This window comes from Ideonella sp. A 288, from assembly GCF_002198735.1.
Classification (GTDB): domain Bacteria; phylum Pseudomonadota; class Gammaproteobacteria; order Burkholderiales; family Burkholderiaceae_C; genus Pseudaquabacterium.
This window is the reverse complement of the sequence record NZ_MWLO01000137.1, coordinates 247,139-260,688: the sequence shown is the minus strand read 5'-3', so window position 1 is coordinate 260,688 and position 13,550 is coordinate 247,139. Positions and strand designations below refer to the sequence as shown.

Sequence of the window (13,550 nt, the reverse complement as noted above, 5' to 3'; positions counted from 1 at the left end):
CGTCCCCGATACTCCGGCCATGGCGTCGTCACCTTCCACCGGTCCCATCCACCTCGGCCTGCCGATGGTGTACCTGGTCGACGACGAGCCGGTCGTGCGCGATGCGTTGGCCTGGCTGCTGCGCTCGCGGCGCCTGCTGTCCGAGGGCTTTGCCCATGCCGATGCCTTCGAGGCCTGGCTGGTCGGCCGCGACCTTGACGGCGCCTGGCCCGACTGCCCGAGTTGCCTGCTGCTCGACGTGCGCATGCCCGGCACCAGCGGGCTGGTGCTGTTCGACCGCCTGATCGAGCGCGGGCTGGTCGAGCGCCTGCCGGTGATCTTCCTCACCGGCCACGGCGACGTGCCCACCGCAGTGGCGGCGGTCAAGCGTGGCGCCTTCGATTTCGTCGAGAAGCCCTTCTCCGACAACGCGCTGGTCGACCGCGTCGAACTGGCGCTGGCGCGCAGCGGCGAGGCCATCCGCCGGCGCGAGATGCAGCGCCGCACGGCGCATGCGCTGTCCGAGCTCACCGAGCGCGAACGCGAGGTGATGGCGCGTGTGATCGACGGCCTGGCCAACAAGCTGATCGCCGACGAGCTGGACATCAGCGTGCGCACGGTCGAAGTGCACCGCGCCCGGGTCTTCGAGAAGATGAACGTGCGCTCGGCGGTCGAACTGGCCAACCTGCTGCGCGGCGCCCCGCCCTGAGGGCTTGCCCCGCGCCCGGCGCCATGGGCCGGCGCGGGCGGCGGCGTTGGCGGCCTCGGCCACAATCCGCCCCATGGCCCTGGGCGAATTCGACCTCATCGCACGTTTCTTCACCCGCCCTGTGCGGCGCGCCGTGCTCGGCGTCGGCGACGACTGCGCGCTGTTGCAGCCCACACCCGGCATGCAGCTGGCCGTGTCCAGCGACATGCTGGTCGAGGGCCGGCACTTCCTGTCCACCGTGCCGCCCGATCGGCTGGGCCACAAGGCGCTCGCGGTCAACCTCAGCGATCTCGCCGCCTGTGGCGCGCGCCCGCTGGCCTTCATGCTGGCGCTGGCCTTGCCGCGCGCCGAAGAGGCCTTCCTCGCGCCGCTGGCGCAGGGCATGCTCGCGCTGGCCGACGAACACGACATCGAACTCGTCGGCGGCGACACCACCGCCGGTCCGCTGAACCTGTGCATCACCGTCTTCGGCGAGGTGCCGCCGGGCCAGGCGCTGCGGCGCGATGGCGCGCGGCCCGGTGACGGCGTGTGGGTCAGCCACCCGGTGGGCGGCGGCCTCGGCGACGCGCGGCTGGCGCTGGAGGCCTTCCGCGGCCGTGTCACCCTGTCGGGCGAGGGCTTCGAGCAGGCCCGCCGCGCGATGGAGCTGCCGCAGCCGCGCGTCGCGCTGGGGCTGGCCCTGCGCGGCGTGGCCACCAGTGCCATCGACCTGAGCGACGGGCTGCTGGGCGACCTCGGCCACGTGCTGCAGCGCTCGGCCGTCGGCGCCACGCTGCAGGCGGACGCCTTGCCCTGCAGCGCGCTGCTGGCGGGGCAGTCGCCCGCGCTGCGCCTCGAGTGCACGCTGGCCGGGGGCGACGACTACGAGTTGCTGTTCACCGCCCCCGACGATGCCGCGGTGCACGCGGCGGCCCGCGACGCGGGCGTGGCCGCCACCTGCATCGGGCGCATCGAGGCCGCGCCTGGGCTGCGTGTGGTCGATGGTGCAGGCCGCACGGTGCCGTTGCCGTGGCGCGGCTTCGACCATTTCGCGAGCGATTGAACGGAGCGCCGGGGTGGACGCCGTCTCCGACAGCGACGTGGCCGCCGCCCCGCGCCGGCCCAGTGCCCGTTTCATGGTCGGCCACCCGGCGCACTGGGTGGCCTTCGGCTTCGGCAGCGGGCTGTCGCCACGCGCGCCCGGCACCGTGGGCACGCTGTGGGCCTGGGTGACCTTTCTCGTCGCCGACCCGTGGCTGGACGACCGCGGCTGGGCCATCGTGCTGCTGGCCTCGCTGGCCATCGGCCTGTGGGCCTGCACCCGCACGGCCCAGCACCTGGGCATCGCCGACCCCGGTGCCATCGTCTGGGACGAGGTGCTGGCCTTCTGGCTGGTGCTGTGGCTGGTGATGCCGGCCGGCTGGCTGATGCAGGCCGCGGCCTTCGTGCTGTTCCGCTACTTCGATGCGGCCAAGCCCGGCCCGGTGGGCTGGGCCGACCGCCGCTACAAGCTGCGCCCGGGCGAGGCCATCGGCTGGAGACAGGGCTTCGGCATCGTCTTCGACGACCTCGTTGCGGCGCTCTGCACGCTGCTGGTCATCGCGCTGTGGAGGGCTGTGGGATGACGCATGACCGCATCGGCACGCAGGTGGCGGCGCTGGCCGACGCGCTGCGAGGGCGCGGCTGGCGTCTGGCCACCGCCGAGAGCTGCACCGGCGGCTTGATCGCCGCGGCCTGCACCGACCTGGCCGGATCGAGCGACTGGTTCGAGCGCGGCTTCGTCACCTACAGCAACGCCGCCAAGACCGAACTGCTGGGCGTGCCGGCGGAGCTCATCACGCTGCACGGCGCCGTCAGCGAGCCGGTGGCGCGTGCGATGGTGCAGGGCGCGCTGCGCCACTCGGCGGCCGACCTGGCGGTGGCCGTCACCGGCATCGCCGGTCCGGGCGGCGGGTCGCCCGACAAGCCGGTGGGCACGGTGTGGCTGGCCTGGCGTGGCCCGCAGGGTGAGCGCGCCGAGCGGCAGGTGTTCGCCGGCGACCGGGCGGCCGTACGCCAGGCCACCGTCGAGCGCGCACTGCAGGGCCTGCTCGATTTCGCGAGGGCGCCATGAACCTGTTCCTGTGCGGCAGTTGGGACGACGACGAGCGCGATGCCTGGGCCGAGGCACTGCGCCGTGCGCTCGGCCCGGGCCACCGCCTGCTGCTGCAGCGTGGCGAGGTCGACGAGGCGTCGATCGAGGTCGCCATCGTGGCCAACCCGCCGCCGGGGCAGTTGCGCGGGCTGACCGGGCTGCGCCTGATCCAGTCGCTGTGGGCGGGCGTCGACCGCCTGCTGGCCGACGCCACCGTGCCGCCGGAGGTGCCGGTGGCGCGCATGGTCGATCCCGCGATGAATGCGGCGATGGCCGAGACCGCGCTGTGGGCCGTGCTGTCGCTGCACCGCGGCTTCTTCGACTGCGCGCGCCAGCAGCGCGATGGCCGCTGGCACCAGGCGCCGCAGCGGCGCGCCGACGAGGTGCCGGTGCTGGTGCTGGGCACCGGTCAGATGGGCCGCACCGCGGCGGCCCGGCTGGCGCAGCAGGGCTACCCGGTCACCGCCTGGGGCCGCACACCGTCCGAGCCGATCGGCCACGGCGTGCGCACGGTCCATGGCGACGCGGCACTGGCGCCGGCGCTGGCCGCCGCGCGCACCGTCGTCAACCTGCTGCCGCTGACGGATGCCACCCGCGGCATCCTGGACGCGCGGCTGTTCTCGGCCCTGCCGGCGGGCGCGGCCATCGTCAACCTGGCGCGCGGCGCGCACCTGGTCGAGGCCGACCTGCTGGCCGCGCTGGCCAGCGGCCAGATCGCCCATGCGGTGCTCGACGTCTTCGCGGTGGAGCCGCTGCCGGCCGGGCACCCGTTCTGGGCCCATCCGCACGTCACCGTGCTGCCGCACGTGGCGGCGCAGACCGATGTGCGCAGCGCGGCCGAAGTGGTGGTGCGCAATGTGCGGGCCCTGGCCAGCGGAGCGCCGCTGGCCCATCGGGTGGATCGGGCGCGAGGGTATTGACGCCGCAGGGGCGTCGCGCCCGCCTGCCCAGCGGCAGATCTACGCGTCCAGCGCCAGCCGCATCATCACCGGCACGCGGCCGCGCGGGGCCGGCGGCAGGGCCACCGCCTGCACCACCAGCAGCGCCAGGCGGCGCACGGCGTCCCAGGGGTCGAGCGGCCAGGCCGGGTGCTTCAGGCCCTTGACCACGCCGTCGCACAGGCTGGCCGCCTCCACCAGGTGCGCCAGCTGGTGGGCCGACAGCAGCGGCACGGCGCGCTCGAACAGGCGTTCCTTCGGGCCCCAGATGCGCGCCTCGCGCAGCGCCATCGGCAGCGGTCGGCCGTGGTCGAGCGCCTCGCGCACCTGCTTCAGCGCCATCAGGTCGCCGGCCAGCGTCCAGTGCACCAGCACGGCCGAGTCGCCCTCGGCGCGCAGGCCGTCGAGCATGCGCAGCACGCGCCCGGTCTGGCCGGCCAGCACGGCCTCGCCGAGCTTGAACACGTCGTAGCGGGCCACGTTGAGCACGGCCGATTCCACCTGCTCGAAGCTCAGCTCGCCGGCGGGGTAGAGCAGTGCCAGCTTCTGCAGCTCCTGGTGCGCGGCGAGCAGGTTGCCTTCCACGCGGTCGGCGAAGAAGGCCAGCGTCTGCTCGCCGGACTCTCCGGCGGCCACGCGCTGCCCCTGGCGGGCCAGGCGCTGGGCCAGCCAGCCGGGCAGCGCCCGCCGCTCCACCGGCTCGATGCGCAGCGTGACCCCCGCGCCGTCGAGCGCGCTGAACCAGGCGCTCTGTTGCTGCTGCTTGTCGAGCCGGGGCAGGTGCACCAGCGTGAGCACGTCGTCCGAGACGGCGTCGCAATACCGCTGCAGGGCCTCCGAGCCGTCCTTGCCCGGCTTGCCGCCGGGGATGCGCAGCTCGATCAGCTGCCGCTCGGCGAACAGGCTCATCGCCTGGGCGGCGCCCAGCACGCCCGACCAGTCGAAGTTGGCACCGGCCACGTTGAACACCTGCCGTTCGCTGAAGCCGGCCGCGCGCCCGGCGGCGCGGATGGTGTCGCCGGCCTCCTGGGCCAGCAGCGGCTCGTCGCCGTACAGCGTGTAGACCCGCTTCAGGCCGCGGGCCAGGTGCGCGTCGAGCTGCTCGGGGCGCAGTTGCATGGGGTTCGTCAGGCGCGTGGGGCCTGGGCCAGGCGGCGCAGCACCTGCATCACGATGTCGGACTGCATGGCCGCGTAGATCTGCGCCTCTTCCTGCTCCTTGGCCAGCGCGAAGGTCTCGTTGTAGCTGAGGTCGCGCACCAGCACCAGGCCCACCTTCGGCAGCAGTTCGCGGCCGCCTGGCGTGACCAGCTTGAACTCGAAGTGCACGCGCAACTGCACTTCGCGCACCTGCCCGGCGGCGTTGGCGGCGGCCACGACCTTGTCGCGCCGGTCGAGCAGCGATTGCAGCAGCACCTCGGGTTTCTGTCCGGCAGCGACCACGCTGACCGAGGTGGACAGCGTGCGGGCCAGTTCTTCGGCCAGCGGCGAGCGTGGGTCGAAGCCCGTCAGCGAGATGCGCTCGAACGGCAATGCCGGCGCCCGCCGCAACGCGAAGCCGCAGCCCGACAGGGCCAGTGGCAGCGCGGCGAGGACGATGCGGCGTTGCATGCGCACTCAGACCACCACGTTGACCAGGCGGCCCGGCACCACCACCACCTTGCGGGCCGGCTTGCCTTCGGAGAACTTGGCGAACTCGGGCGAGGCCAGCGCGGCGGCTTCGATCGCGGCCTTGTCGGCCGCGGCGGGCACGCGCACGGCGCCGCGCGTCTTGCCGGCGATCTGCAGCACCAGTTCGATCTCGTCCTGCACCAGCGCGGCCTCGTCCACCTGCGGCCAGGGTGCGTCGAGCAGGTCGCCCACGGCGCGGGCGAAACCGAGCTCGGTCCACAGCGCGTGCGTGAGGTGCGGGCAGGCCGGGTACAGCGCACGCAGCAGCACGGACACGCTCTCGCACAGCGTGGCGGCATCGCCGTCGCTGCCGTCGGCCTTGAAGGCCTCCAGCGCATTGAGCAGCTTCATGCAGCCCGACACCACGGTGTTGTACTGCATGCGCTCGTAGTCGTGGCTCACCTGGCGCAGCACCAGGTGCACCTCGCGTCGCAGCGCCGCCGCTTCCGGCCGCAGCGACGCCCGGCTGAGGTCACTGGCCGTGGCGCGTGTCAGTGTGTCCGCGTTCTTTGCGCCATAGGCCCACACGCGCCGCAGGAAGCGGTGCGCGCCTTCCACGCCGGCATCGTTCCATTCCAGCGTCTGTTCGGGCGGCGAGGCGAACATCACGAACAGACGGGCCGTGTCGGCGCCGTAGCGGTCGATCAGCGCCTGCGGATCGACGCCGTTGTTCTTGGACTTGGACATGGTGCCCACGCCCTCGTAGTCCACCATCGAGCCATCGGCCTTCACGCGCGCGCCGGTGACCTTGCCGGTCTCGTCGCGCACATCGTCCACCTCGTGCGGCCAGAAGTACTCGATGCCGCCCTTGTCGCCGCGGCGCGAGTAGATGTGGTTGAGCACCATGCCCTGCGTCAACAGCTTGGTGAAGGGCTCGGCGCACTTCACCAGGCCAAGGTCGCGCATCACCTTGGTCCAGAAGCGGGCGTACAGCAGGTGCAGGATGGCGTGCTCGATGCCGCCGATGTACTGGTCCATGCCGGGCGCCGCACCCTGCGCGTTCGCGCCGGGCATCCAGTACTGCGTGCCCTCGGCCACCATCTTCTCGGTGTTGGTCGGGTCGCAATAGCGCATGAAGTACCAGGACGAATCGACGAAGGTGTCCATCGTGTCCGTCTCGCGCCGCGCCGGCTTGCCGCACACCGGGCAGGGCACGTTGAGGAAGTCGGTGCGCTTGTTCAGCGGGTTGCCGCTGCCGTCGGGGATGCAGTCCTCCGGCAGCACCACCGGCAGATCGCGCTCGGGCACCGGCACCGCGCCATGGTCGTCGCAGTGGATGATCGGGATCGGCGTGCCCCAGTAGCGCTGGCGGCTGACGCCCCAGTCGCGCAGGCGCCAGGTGGTCTTCTTCTCGCCCAGGCCCTTGGCGCCGAGCAGTTCGGCCACCTTGTCGACCGCCGGCTTGTAGGCCAGCCCGTCGAGCACGCCGGAGTGGACGCAGCGGCCGCGCTGCTTGTCGGCATAGCTTTCAGCCCAGGCGTCGGTGGTGAAGGGCTCGCCGTCCACTGCCACCACCTGGCGGATCGCCAGGCCGTACTTCTTCGCGAAGGCGAAATCGCGCTCGTCGTGCGCCGGCACGCCCATCACCGCGCCGTCGCCGTAGCTCATCAGCACGTAGTTGCCCACCCACACCTCGACCGCGTCGCCAGTGAGCGGGTGCGTGACGGTCAGGCCGGTGCGCACGCCCTTCTTGTCCTGCGTGGCCAGTTCGGCCTCGGTGGTGCCGCCCTGCGCGCATTCGGCGATGAAGGCGGCCACCTCGGGGCGGCTGGCGGCGGCGTGCGTGGCCAGCGGGTGCTCGGGCGCCACGGCGCAGAAGGTGACGCCCATGATGGTGTCGGGCCGGGTGGTGAAGACCCACAGGCGGCCGTCGCCGATCAGCGCACCGGCGGCATCGGCGATGGCGTGCGGGAAGGCGAAGCGCACGCCGGTGCTCTTGCCGATCCAGTTTTCCTGCATCAGGCGCACGCGCTCGGGCCACCCGGCCAGGTAGTTCGGGTCCTCGGGGTTGGCCACGGCCGAGAGCAACTCTTCGGCGTAGTCGGTGATCTTCAGGTAGTAGCCGGGGATCTCGCGCTTCTCGATCACCGCGCCCGAGCGCCAGCCACGGCCGTCGATGACCTGCTCGTTGGCCAGCACGGTCAGGTCGACCGGGTCCCAGTTGACGACCTGGGTGCGGCGCTCGGCGATGCCCTTCTCGAGCATCTTCAGGAACAGCCACTGGTTCCACTTGTAGTACGCCGGCGTGCAGGTGGCCACCTCGCGCGACCAGTCGATGGCCAGGCCCATGGCCTGCATCTGGCCCTTCATGTGGGCAATGTTGTCGTAGGTCCACTTCGCGGGCGGCACCTTGTTTTTCATTGCCGCGTTCTCGGCCGGCAGGCCGAAGGCGTCCCAGCCCATCGGCATCAGCACGTTCATGCCCTTCATGCGCAATTGGCGCGTGAGCATGTCGTTGATGGTGTAGTTGCGCACATGGCCCATGTGCAGCTTGCCGCTGGGGTAGGGCAGCATCGAGCAGGCGTAGAACTTGGGCTTGGGCTGGCCCTGTGCGTCGCGCGCGTCCTCGGTGACGCGGTAGGCCTGGGTGGCCTGCCAGTGGGCCTGCGCGGCAACTTCGATCTCGGCGGGGACGTACTTGTCGTTCATGCGCCGATTGTAGGAGGCAGCACCCGGCCGCCACCGTCCTGCACCGCGCGGTGCCCGGCCTACTTGGCGGCTGTTTCGGTGACGAAGCCGATGCGCGACAGCCCGCCGTCCTGCACCAGGCCGATCAGCTCGGCGATGCGGCCGTAGGGCACGGCCTGGTCGGCGCGCAACTGCACTTCGGTGGCGGGGTTGCGCAGCGCGGCCTCGCGCACGCGCAGCTTCAATTGCTCGGCGCTCACCGGCTGGTCGCCCCAGAACAGCTTGCCGGCAGGGTCGACCGCCACGGTGACGAACTGGCCGGCGTCGGTGGGGCGCGCGCCCTCCGTCTTCGGCAGGTCGAGCCGCAGGCTGGAGGTCATCAGCGGCGCGGTGATCATGAAGATCACCAGCAGCACCAGCATCACGTCGATCAGCGGCGTCATGTTGATGTCGCTCATCGGCGAGGCGCCGGCCTTGCGCTCGAGTCGACCGAAAGCCATGTCTCAGTCGCCCGGGCTGCTGCGCGACGCGGCCTCGAGGGCCATCTCGCGCAGGTCGTGGGCAAAGCCTTCGAGTTCGGCCTCGCAGCCGGCCACCCACTTGCCGAACAGGTTGTAGGCCAGCACGGCCGGGATGGCCACGGCCAGGCCGGCGGCCGTCATGATCAGCGCCTCGCCCACCGGGCCGGCGACCTTCTCGATGGTGATCGAGCCGGCCGTGGCGATGCTGACCAGCGCGTGGTAGATGCCCCAGACGGTGCCGAACAGGCCGATGAAGGGCGCCGTGCTGCCGATCGAGGCCAGCAGCACCTGGCCATACTGCAGGTGCTGCAGGCTGCGGTGCAGCGCGTCGCGCAGGCGCCGCGTGAGCTGGGTTTCGAGCGCGCCACGCGTCTCGAGGGTGCCGGTGCCGGCCCGCGGGGCGGTGGCGTCCAGCAGCGGCAGCAGCACCTGCTCGCGGTCGAGCGAGGCCAGCCGGTCGCGGCCGGCGGCATGCGACTCGGCGGCCCAGAACGCGGCCACCGCCTGCACGGCATCGTGGCGTGCGCGGCTCAGCACCCAGGTCTTCCAGACGATCAGCACCCAGGCGCTGATCGACATCAGCAGCAGCAGGGCCGCCACAGCGCGGCCGATCGCGTCGGTCTGGGACCAGAACTGCACCAGGCCGTCCATCTCAAGGCCCGCTGGACAGAGGCGCGGCCGGCAGGGCCGGGCGCCACATGGCCGGTGTCACCGCCGTGCGGTTGCTCATGCGCGCAGGCCCAGCACGTCGCTCATGTCGTGCAGGCCGCTGGCCTGCTGCACGATGTAGCGCGCCGCGTGCAGGCTGCCTTGCGCGTAGGTGACGCGGCTGGTGCTCTTGTGGGTGATCTCGATGCGCTCGCCGTCGCCGGCGAAGAGCACCGTGTGGTCGCCGATGATGTCGCCACCGCGGATGGTGGAAAAGCCGATCGTCGACGGGTCGCGCGGGCCGGTGACCCCTTCGCGCGCGTAGACCGCGCACTCGTCGAGCCGGCGGCCCAGCGCGTCGGCCAGCACCTCGCCCATCTTCAGCGCGGTGCCACTGGGCGCATCGACCTTGTGGCGATGGTGGGCCTCGATGACCTCGATGTCGAAGCCGTGGTTCAGCATGCGCGCGGCACGGGCCAGCAGTTCGAGCACGGCGTTGACGCCGACGCTCATGTTGGGTGCCATCATGATGGCGATCTGCGTGGCCGCGTCGGCGATGCGGGCCTTCTGCGCCTCGCTGAAGCCGGTGGTGCCGATGACCATGCGCACGCCCAGTTCGCGGCAGGCGGCCAGGTGGGCCAGCGTGCCTTCGGGGCGGGTGAAGTCAATCAGCACCTGGGCGTTCGCCAGGCCGGCGCGCAGGTCGCTGGTGACCCGCACGCCGGTGATGGCGCCCAGCGCCGCGCCAGCATCCTGACCGAGCGCCGGGCTGTCGGGCACGTCCAGCGCGCCGGCCAGCACCGCGTCGGGCGCGGCCAGCACCGCCTCCACCAGCATGCGGCCCATGCGCCCCGAGGCGCCGGCGATGGCGATGCGCAGCGGGGTCGGCGCCGGCAGGCTCATGATGGCTCCAGCGGCGGATAGGTGCGCGCCGGGCCGGTGGCCGGGGCCGAGGCCGCCTGGGCGCGGGCGGGCACCGGCAGTGCCTTGCGCTGTTCGTCGGTCAGTTCGAGCACTCGCGGCTTGGGCGGCGTCTTCAGGGGCGCGATGGTGGCCACGAACTCGCGCTCTGAGGGCAGATCGGGGGCCTCCAGGCGGTCGAGCAGGTCGCCCTTGAAGTGCGCGACGATCACCCGGCGCTGCGGTTCGGTGCCGGGGCGCTTCATCGTGAACACATAGTCCCAGCGGTCGGCATGGAACATGTCGGTCAGCATGGGCGAGCCGATGGCGTCGCGCACCTGGTTGCGGGTCATGCCCGGCTTGATCAGCGCGACCTGCTCCTTGGTGACGACGTTGCCCTGGACGATGTCGATGCGGTAGGGCGTGATCACGCCCAGGAAGCCGTCGGACACCTGGAGCGACGAGCACCCCGCCAGGGCCAGCACCGAAATGACCAACACCGACTTGGCGAGGGCCAGCCGGCGGAGCGGCGGTGAAACGGACAGATGACCTGGCATGGCGCGCGGTGGGCGACACGGCAGCAGCACGTGCCGGTCACGGGTGTGGATATGATCCAACGATTCTAGCGAGCCGCGAGTGGCTGCCCCGCCCGGACGACCCCATGCCCAACCGCGTCGACGACTCCAAGCCCCCCGCCCGGCCCACGGCGACCGCTGCCGACGCCGCCGCCGACCCGGCCGGATCGGCCCGTCCGGGGGACCAGCTCAAGAGCAGCGGCCTGAAGTCCACGCTGCCGCGCATCAAGATCCTCGAGGTCTTCCGCACCTCGCCGCAGCGCCACATGACCGCCGAGGACGTCTACAAGGCGCTGATCGCCGACGACGCCGACATCGGCCTGGCCACTGTCTATCGGGTGCTGATGCAGTTCGAGCAGGCCGGCCTGCTGTCGCGCAGCCATTTCGAGTCGGGCAAGTCGGTGTTCGAACTGAACGAAGGGCAGCACCACGACCACCTGGTGTGCCTGACCTGCGGCCGCGTCGAGGAGTTCTACGACCCCGAGATCGAGAAGCGCCAGCGCGCCGTGGCCGCCGACCGCGGCTTCGAACTGCAGGACCATGCGCTGTCGCTGTACGCCGTGTGCGTGAAGGCGAAGTGCCCGCACCGGCCGGGCTGAACGCGGCTCAACCTTCGCCGTTCTGCATCGCCCGCTGGTGGCGCGCGATGAATTCCTGGTAGGTGTCGATGCCCCGCAACTGCAGGATCGAGTTGCGCACCGCGGCCTCGACCAGCACGGCCAGATTGCGTCCGGCATCGACGGTGATCACCACCTTGCGCACGGGGATGCCGAGGATCTCTTCGTTCAGCGGCTCGTAGGGCAGCCGCTCGAACTCGCGTTCCATCGTCTCCTTGCGCACCAGGTGCACGATCAGCTTCAGGCGCATCTTCCGGCGCACTGCCGTCTCGCCAAAGATGGCCTTGATGTCGAGCAGGCCGATGCCGCGCACCTCGAGCAGGTTGAGCAGCAGATCGGGGCAGCGGCCCTCGAGCGAGCTCTGCGACACCTTGTACAGGTCGACCGCGTCGTCGGCCACCAGGCCGTGTCCGCGCGAGATCAGCTCGAGCCCCAGTTCGCTCTTGCCCAGGCCGGATTCGCCGGTGAGCAGCACGCCCAGGCCCAGGATGTCCATGAACACGCCGTGCCGGGTGATGCGGTCGGCAAACAATTGCGCCAGGTAGGCGCGCACGATGTCGATGACATGGCCCGCGGATTCGCTGGTGACGAACAGCGGGATCTCGGCGCGGTCGCACATGGCCACCAGCCGGTCGGGCGGCGAGACGCCGTCGGCGGCGATCAGCACCGGCGGCTCCAGCGTCACGATGCGCGAGATGCGCCGCTCCTGGTCTTCGGGGGTCGATTCGGACAGGTAGGCCACCTCGCGGCGGCCGACGATCTGCACCCGGTAGGGGTGGATGTAGTTGAGGTAGCCGACCAGGTCTGCGGCCGACTGCGCATCGCGCACGGCGGCTTCGTCGAAGCGGCGTTCGGGGTGCGCATGGCCCGCGATCCATTCCCAGCGCAGCAGTTCGCGGTGGGCCTCGAAGAGGGCCTCGGCGCTGATCGATGAAGGCTTCAAGGTGATTTTCGCGTCAACGACCGCCGGTGCCGACGCACACCCGACGGCGCGATCAGGCTACCGATCGCAGCGGCGCCCAGTCGGAGATGAGCTTGTGCAGCGCGGCCTCGTCGGGCGCGTTCTTCATGCGCTCGCGCAGCTCGCGATCGGACAGCAACTCGGCGATCTCGGACAGGATCTCGAGGTGCCGCTGCGTGGCCGCTTCGGGCACCAGCAGGAAGATCAGCAGGCCGACGGCCTCATCGTCGGGCGCGTCGAAGGGAATGGGCTGCTGCACGCGGATGACCGCGGCCAGCGGATTCTTCAGGCCCTTGATGCGGCCATGGGGGATGGCCACGCCGTGCCCCAGGCCGGTGGAGCCCAGCCGTTCTCGGGCGAACAGGTTGTCGGTCACGGTGGCGCGCGAGATGGCGTGCTGGTTCTCGAACAGCAGGCCGGCATGCTCGAACACGCGCTTCTTGCTGGTCGCATCGACGTTCACCAGCACGTTGCTCGCAGGCAGGATGGCAGCAAGGCGATTCATGGTGTTCCCACCCGCAGGGCACCCACCAAGTTGGTTGGCGACTTCACGGGACCTGTGACAGAACAGTGATTATAGAAATCCATTGCTGCACTGCATCGCGGCGTGTACCCGCGGATGGGGGATGTTGTCACGGCGCCGCAGTTCATGCTCGGCGGGCAAGAAAAACGGCCCCGCAGGGCCGTGACTTTCGTGCGATCAGGGGTCGACTTCAGCGGGCGTCGACGTCCAGCCGCTTGCCGGATTCGTGGTGGTGGTCCTGCAGCTTGTCCTTGTGACGGCAGACCTGGCGATCCAGCTTGTCCATCAATTGGTCGATCGCGGCATACATGTCCTCGTGCGCTTGCTCGACGAAGATGTCCTTTCCTTTGGTGTGGAGTGTCACTTCGGCCTTCTGCCGTCGCTCTTTCTCCTTGAGCTTCTCGAACGTCAGCAGCACGTTCACATCCACCACTTGATCGAAGTGTCGAGTGACGCGGTCCAGCTTGGTGAGCACATACTCTCGCAGGGCCGGGGTCACTTCCAGGTGGTGTCCGCTGATCGTCAGGTTCATCAGAACCTCCTTGTCGATATGGTTTGCCAAAGTCCAGCAGGGGAGCGCCGACCGGGCCGCAAGGCCCTTGTCTCCGCAGCCTGCGAACCCAGTGTGCAACCGATTCGAGCGGTATGACAAGGCCCCGCGACGGTGTAGGATGCTGGAGGATGCCCAAGGCGTCACGCGCCGAGGGTGCCACGGGCACGGATGACATAATCGGTCATCGTCGTTTCGGAGCGATCCGTTGGACCAGA

The 13,550-nt window shown here is 70.7% G+C and carries 16 protein-coding genes; 6 read left to right on the top strand and 10 right to left on the bottom strand.

Annotated features, from left to right (window positions below):
• Positions 1-19 precede the first annotated feature (19 nt).
• The 5 genes from EOINJALH_RS20745 (at position 20) to EOINJALH_RS20725 (ending at position 3,721) form a co-directional block, all read left to right on the top strand.
• Positions 20-688 carry a response regulator transcription factor gene (locus tag EOINJALH_RS20745; protein WP_234413961.1) on the top strand — a complete coding sequence of 223 codons (669 nt, stop codon included), beginning with the start codon at positions 20-22 and terminating at the stop codon, positions 686-688.
• A 73-nt stretch (positions 689-761) separates the two neighbouring features.
• Positions 762-1,730 carry a thiamine-phosphate kinase gene (gene thiL, locus EOINJALH_RS20740; RefSeq protein ID WP_199873436.1) on the top strand — a complete coding sequence of 323 codons (969 nt, stop codon included), beginning with the start codon at positions 762-764 and terminating at the stop codon, positions 1,728-1,730.
• Between the two features lie 73 nt (positions 1,731-1,803).
• Complete coding sequence (locus EOINJALH_RS20735) at positions 1,804-2,292, top strand: phosphatidylglycerophosphatase A (RefSeq protein ID WP_234413967.1); 489 nt, start codon at positions 1,804-1,806, stop codon at positions 2,290-2,292.
• Entirely contained in the window at positions 2,289-2,780 is a 492-nt protein-coding gene (locus tag EOINJALH_RS20730; RefSeq protein WP_088283550.1) for a CinA family protein, read from the top strand. The genes EOINJALH_RS20735 and EOINJALH_RS20730 overlap by 4 nt, the downstream gene beginning before the upstream one ends.
• Positions 2,777-3,721, top strand: a complete 945-nt coding sequence (locus EOINJALH_RS20725; protein ID WP_088283549.1) for a glyoxylate/hydroxypyruvate reductase A — start codon at positions 2,777-2,779, stop codon at positions 3,719-3,721. Before EOINJALH_RS20730 ends, EOINJALH_RS20725 begins: the two co-directional genes overlap by 4 nt.
• A gap of 39 nt (positions 3,722-3,760) precedes the next feature.
• Here the strand turns inward: EOINJALH_RS20725 and holA are convergent, their stop codons facing one another.
• The 7 genes from holA to EOINJALH_RS20690 form a co-directional block, all read right to left on the bottom strand.
• Positions 3,761-4,858 carry a DNA polymerase III subunit delta gene (gene holA, locus EOINJALH_RS20720; RefSeq protein ID WP_088283547.1) on the bottom strand — a complete coding sequence of 366 codons (1,098 nt, stop codon included), beginning with the start codon at positions 4,856-4,858 and terminating at the stop codon, positions 3,761-3,763.
• Positions 4,859-4,866: 8 nt separating this feature from the next.
• Positions 4,867-5,349 carry an LPS assembly lipoprotein LptE gene (lptE, locus tag EOINJALH_RS20715; protein WP_088283716.1) on the bottom strand — a complete coding sequence of 161 codons (483 nt, stop codon included), beginning with the start codon at positions 5,347-5,349 and terminating at the stop codon, positions 4,867-4,869.
• A gap of 6 nt (positions 5,350-5,355) precedes the next feature.
• Positions 5,356-8,058: a leucine--tRNA ligase gene (gene leuS, locus EOINJALH_RS20710; protein ID WP_088283544.1), complete on the bottom strand. Its 2,703-nt coding sequence runs from the start codon at positions 8,056-8,058 to the stop codon at positions 5,356-5,358.
• A gap of 59 nt (positions 8,059-8,117) precedes the next feature.
• A complete protein-coding gene (locus EOINJALH_RS20705; protein ID WP_088283542.1) occupies positions 8,118-8,537 on the bottom strand; it encodes a biopolymer transporter ExbD in 420 nt (139 codons plus the stop codon).
• A gap of 3 nt (positions 8,538-8,540) precedes the next feature.
• Positions 8,541-9,209 carry a MotA/TolQ/ExbB proton channel family protein gene (locus EOINJALH_RS20700; protein ID WP_088283540.1) on the bottom strand — a complete coding sequence of 223 codons (669 nt, stop codon included), beginning with the start codon at positions 9,207-9,209 and terminating at the stop codon, positions 8,541-8,543.
• Between the two features lie 75 nt (positions 9,210-9,284).
• Entirely contained in the window at positions 9,285-10,109 is an 825-nt protein-coding gene (dapB, locus tag EOINJALH_RS20695) for a 4-hydroxy-tetrahydrodipicolinate reductase (RefSeq protein WP_088283538.1), read from the bottom strand.
• Positions 10,106-10,606, bottom strand: a complete 501-nt coding sequence (locus EOINJALH_RS20690) for an outer membrane protein assembly factor BamE (protein WP_234413960.1) — start codon at positions 10,604-10,606, stop codon at positions 10,106-10,108. Before EOINJALH_RS20690 ends, dapB begins: the two co-directional genes overlap by 4 nt.
• Positions 10,607-10,767: 161 nt before the next feature.
• Here EOINJALH_RS20690 and fur point away from each other — a divergent pair, with 161 nt between their 5' ends.
• Positions 10,768-11,280, top strand: a complete 513-nt coding sequence (gene fur / locus EOINJALH_RS20685; RefSeq protein ID WP_088283534.1) for a ferric iron uptake transcriptional regulator — start codon at positions 10,768-10,770, stop codon at positions 11,278-11,280.
• 7 nt (positions 11,281-11,287) lie between these two features.
• Here fur and hprK read toward each other — a convergent pair whose 3' ends face one another.
• From hprK to hpf, 3 genes are all read right to left on the bottom strand, one after another.
• On the bottom strand, positions 11,288-12,241 hold the full coding sequence (gene hprK / locus EOINJALH_RS20680) for an HPr(Ser) kinase/phosphatase (protein WP_088283532.1): 954 nt from the start codon (positions 12,239-12,241) through the stop codon (positions 11,288-11,290).
• Between the two features lie 52 nt (positions 12,242-12,293).
• Positions 12,294-12,764 carry a PTS sugar transporter subunit IIA gene (locus EOINJALH_RS20675; RefSeq protein WP_088283530.1) on the bottom strand — a complete coding sequence of 157 codons (471 nt, stop codon included), beginning with the start codon at positions 12,762-12,764 and terminating at the stop codon, positions 12,294-12,296.
• A 208-nt stretch (positions 12,765-12,972) separates the two neighbouring features.
• Positions 12,973-13,314, bottom strand: coding sequence for a ribosome hibernation-promoting factor, HPF/YfiA family (gene hpf / locus EOINJALH_RS20670; protein ID WP_088283528.1), 342 nt, complete (start codon positions 13,312-13,314; stop codon positions 12,973-12,975).
• Positions 13,315-13,550: the final 236 nt, after the last annotated feature.